Source organism: Rubellimicrobium rubrum, assembly GCF_006152115.1.
In the GTDB taxonomy this organism is placed as follows: Bacteria; Pseudomonadota; Alphaproteobacteria; order Rhodobacterales; family Rhodobacteraceae; genus Rubellimicrobium; species Rubellimicrobium rubrum.
On record NZ_VDFU01000072.1, the window covers coordinates 1 to 3,936 of the forward strand.

General features: G+C 69.2%; 6 protein-coding genes. All 6 read left to right on the top strand.

The window, feature by feature from the left end:
* The coding region (locus tag FHG66_RS21110; protein ID WP_246082711.1) for a winged helix domain-containing protein at positions 1 to 383 on the top strand (383 nt) is incomplete at its 5' end.
* A 97-nt stretch (positions 384 to 480) separates the two neighbouring features.
* Positions 481 to 1,107: a DUF7146 domain-containing protein gene (locus FHG66_RS21115; protein WP_246082712.1), complete on the top strand. Its 627-nt coding sequence runs from the start codon at positions 481 to 483 to the stop codon at positions 1,105 to 1,107.
* On the top strand, positions 1,080 to 1,355 hold the full coding sequence (locus FHG66_RS22535; RefSeq protein ID WP_246082713.1) for a toprim domain-containing protein: 276 nt from the start codon (positions 1,080 to 1,082) through the stop codon (positions 1,353 to 1,355). The genes FHG66_RS21115 and FHG66_RS22535 overlap by 28 nt, the downstream gene beginning before the upstream one ends.
* Positions 1,352 to 2,842, top strand: a complete 1,491-nt coding sequence (locus FHG66_RS21120) for a YfjI family protein (RefSeq protein WP_139079115.1) — start codon at positions 1,352 to 1,354, stop codon at positions 2,840 to 2,842. Before FHG66_RS22535 ends, FHG66_RS21120 begins: the two co-directional genes overlap by 4 nt.
* Positions 2,843 to 2,993: 151 nt before the next feature.
* A complete protein-coding gene (locus FHG66_RS21800) occupies positions 2,994 to 3,152 on the top strand; it encodes a hypothetical protein (RefSeq protein WP_176556392.1) in 159 nt (52 codons plus the stop codon).
* Positions 3,149 to 3,718, top strand: a complete 570-nt coding sequence (locus FHG66_RS21125) for a hypothetical protein (protein ID WP_139079116.1) — start codon at positions 3,149 to 3,151, stop codon at positions 3,716 to 3,718. Before FHG66_RS21800 ends, FHG66_RS21125 begins: the two co-directional genes overlap by 4 nt.
* The last annotated feature ends 218 nt before the right edge of the window (positions 3,719 to 3,936 follow it).

The window sequence follows — 3,936 nt, forward strand, 5'->3', positions numbered from 1 at the left end:
AACATGGCCCGGTCGAGCGTCAGGTCGGCGACCAGCGTCTTGAGCTTGCCGTTCTCGTCCTCACGATGCTTTGTCACGCCTCCGGCCCATCCGGCCACTACTACACCCTCACCGATCCGTCCGGCTCAACGCACGTCATCGCCGTCGAGGGCCCCAACCGCTGGGCCTTGGACTGGCTCATTGCGGCAGGTCCGAGCGGGGTCACACCCATCGACCAACCTGGGCCTTGCTGGGGTGCCTACGTCTACAACCTGCGCCGCCTGGGCGTCGCCATCGAGACCTTGCACGAACGGCACGGACCGCCCTTCGGCGGGCGCCATGGCCGTTACGTCCTGCGCTGCCGCGTGGACGCTGGCGCAAATCGGGCCAGGGGGGCCGCGTGACCCGGCTTCGCATCCCCCGCCTGCGCCGCCGATTTGGCCTGACCGCCGCCCAGGCCGCCCTTGTCGCGATCCTAGTCTATGGTGAGGGGGCAGACGAATGACCGACGCCCGCGCACTGACGCACGCCCTCAAGGGGCGCTGGTATGGCCGTTATGGGGTCGCTCGCTGCCCGGCACAGGGGGACCGGAACCCGAGCCTGAGCCTGTCCAACGGCAACAATGGACGGCTCCTGCTGCGCTGCCGTGTGGGCTGCGCGTTCTCGGACATCCTTGCCGCCTTGCGAGGGCTTGGGCTGATCGAGGGAAACGGTCCCACTACCAGCATGGACGCGACTGCGCTGGCCCGCCGCGAGGCCGAGGACCGCGCCGATGCCCAGCGCCGGGCGTTGCAGGCGTCTGCGCTCTGGCGGGAGGCCCGACTGATCGAGGGCACCTCAGCCGAGACGTATCTGCGCGGGAGGGGCATCAGCTGCACCTTACCGCCGACCCTCCGCTTCCATCCTCATGCGTCACACCCGACTGGCCAGCGCCTGCCCGCCATCGTGGCGCGCGTCGAGCGGGCAGACTGGATGGCCGTCCATCGGACCTTCTTGCGCCCGGACGGCAACGGGAAGGCTGAGGTCCAGACCGCGAAGGCCATGCTGGGCAGCGTGCGGGCGGCGCTGTGCGCCTCTCTCACGGACCGGGGCCGCTGGGGGTGGCCGAGGGCATCGAGACGGCCCTGAGCCTTGCGAGCGGGCTGCTGCCTGGCCCGGCAATGGTCTGGGCCGCGCTGAGCGCATCCGGACTCATGGCCCTGCGCCTGCCACCCGAGCCCGGTGTCCCGATTGTGGCGACGGACGGCGACCGGGCGGGGCGAGCAGCCGGCGACACTCTCGCCCACATCGCCCCGCGCCTGGGCCGGTCGGTAAGCCTGCTGCCCGCGCCCGAGGGGCACGATTGGAACGACGTTCTACAGTGGAGGGCCGCATGAGAGTGGTTCAGTCCATCCCCTACCGCCCCGACGGGCCACAACCCTTGGTCCGAGAAGTGCCGCCTAGTCGCCCCTATCCCGTAGAGGCGCTGGGGCCGCTCAGGGAGGCCGTGCAGGTTATGACCGGAGCCCCTGTCGCTATCCCGGGGCAGTCAGCCCTGTCCATCGCTTCCCTGGCCGTGCAGGCACACGCGGACCTGGAGGCGCTGGGCGGGCTCGCGCCCCTGTCGATCTATGCCCTCACCATTGCGGAGAGTGGGGCACGCAAGTCATCCTGCGACCGCCCTCAGACGGAGGCCCTACGGGAGCACGAGCGGGAGGCCAGCCGCGCCCAGCGCGAGGAGGTCACGGCCTGGCAGAACCGGCACGCGCTCTGGAAAGGCGAGCGCGACCGCATCTTGACTGAGGCCAGGAAGGGCAAGGGCGAGAAGCGCGCTGCCGCGCGGGCCGACTTGGACGCGCTGGGGAGAGAGCCCGCCGCTCCTCCATCGCAGGACCGTACCGTGACGGAGCCCACCTTCGCGGAGCTGACACGGCTCTTTGCTGAAGGGCAGCCGTCCTTGGGCATCTTCTCGGATGAAGGCGGGCAGTTCCTGGGCGGACATGGCATGGGAGCCGAGAACCGGCAAAAGACCCTGGCCGCGCTCAATGACCTGTGGGGCGGCAACCCGATCCGGCGCACGCGGGCGGGCGAAGGCGCGTACACGCTTCATGGCCGCAGGCTGGCGGTCCACCTGATGGTGCAGCCGGTGGTCGCGCGCGCCTTCATGGCCGACGCTCTGGCGGGAAGCACAGGCTTTTTGCCGCGCTTCCTCTGGTGCGAGCCGCCCAGCACCATCGGCACCCGGCTGTCCGCAACCCTGCGCACGGACCCTGCGCCCATCGCAGCCTTTGGAGCCCGACTGCGAACCATCCTGGCGCAGTTCCTGCCCATGGCTGATCCCGAAACCCGCGAACTGGCTCTCCGCGCCCTGCCGCTCTCGCCTGAAGCGTGCGCCCTGCTGGTCCGGTTCTCGGACCACGTCGAGGCAAGGCAAGCCGTAGGCGGCGATCTGGCCCATGTCACGGGATACGCCAGCAAGGCCGCCGAGCAGGCGGCGCGCATCGCGGGGGCGCTGACGCTCTGGGCCGATCTGGAAGCCGCAGAGGTTCGCCCCGACACCATGGCCGACGCCAAACGTCTCGCGCAGTTCTACCTGTCCGAAGCCGCGCGACTGGCTGATGCCGCGACCCTCTCGACAGAGACGGCAAGGGCCGAAGCCCTGCGCCGATGGCTGGTCGAGACATGGCCCCATGCTGACGTGACCACCCGCGAGGTGGTGCAGAGCGGGCCCAATGCCCTGCGGGAGACCAAGGTGGCACGAGCCACTCTGCAGGTATTGGAACACCATGGCTGGCTAGAGCCGTTGGAGGCGGGCTCAGCTGTGCGAGGCGCATCTCGCAAGGAAGCATGGCGGATCCTGCGTGAGACCCACAATGTGGTGTGACCCGCATGCGGCGCTGGACGCGATGAGATCGACAGAGCCCGAGCACGCTGCTGCTACTTTCGCTACTTCCGCTACAGCAGAGCCGCTCGGGCCCTCCCGTGTAGCAGAAGTAGCGGGCGGGGCATCGTCTCAGAGCGCAACCTGGGCCGAGGTGTTGGACTGCTTTGAGGAGCGCGTCGCCATCCGCGAGTTCGACGGCGGCTTGGGGCGGCAAGAGGCTGAGCGCGCAGCCCTGGGCGAGACAGCGGCGGCGTACGGCGTCGCGCCCGAGGTGCTGGCCCAACGCATCAGACAGGAGGCAAGACAATGAGCAGTTCCAAGACCCCGCCCGCACAGGCCGGGCACTCAGTCCCTGCGATGCCCTCGCCTAAGGACCGGGGTGTGCCGCACCTGGCGCTGTCCCTGAACGATGAAGGCACGTTGAGGGTAGAGATAGACGGCGACTGGACCAACCTGAAGAAGGCCGCCAACGCCACTGATGTGACCCACTGGGCTGTCATGCAGTTGGCCACCTTGGGCGAGCCTGGACACCGCATCAGCGAGACGGCCAGCAACGCGGCTCTGGCCTTCGTGAGCGACATGAAGCCCCGCGACCCGGCCGAGTTGCTGCTGCTCACGCAGATGGCGGCCATCCACCAGGCCAGCATGACTCTGGCCCGGCGCTTGAACCACGTCGACACCATCCCGCAGCAGGACGCGGCCGAGCGGGCGCTCAACAAGCTCGCGCGCACCTATGCCGGGCAGATGGAAACGCTCAAGCGCTACCGCTCCAAGGGCCAGCATGTGGTCCAGGTCGAGCGGGTCAATGTGGAGGCCGGCGCACAGGCGGTGGTGGGGAACGTCACACACCGGGGAGGGGTGGATGTGGAAAGATGACGATAACCCCATGAACAGGGCTCATGCCGCCCCGCGCTGCACCGCAACGTCAAAGCGCACCGGCCGGCCCTGTCGGGCTCCCGCCGTGACCGGCTGGTCGGTGTGCCGCGTCCATGGCGCGGGCGGGGGGCACGCGGCGGGAGCAGCGCACCCGCGATGGAAGCATGGAGGTCGGTCCCGCGAAGCGGTCGAGACACGCAAGATCATGAACGAGCTGG

Coding starts and splice junctions, on each gene's coding strand:
- FHG66_RS21115 (WP_246082712.1), top strand. CDS start 481: ATGACCGACGCCCGCGCACTGACGCACGCCCTCAAGGGGCGCTGGTAT.
- FHG66_RS21120 (WP_139079115.1), top strand. CDS start 1,352: ATGAGAGTGGTTCAGTCCATCCCCTACCGCCCCGACGGGCCACAACCC.
- FHG66_RS21125 (WP_139079116.1), top strand. CDS start 3,149: ATGAGCAGTTCCAAGACCCCGCCCGCACAGGCCGGGCACTCAGTCCCT.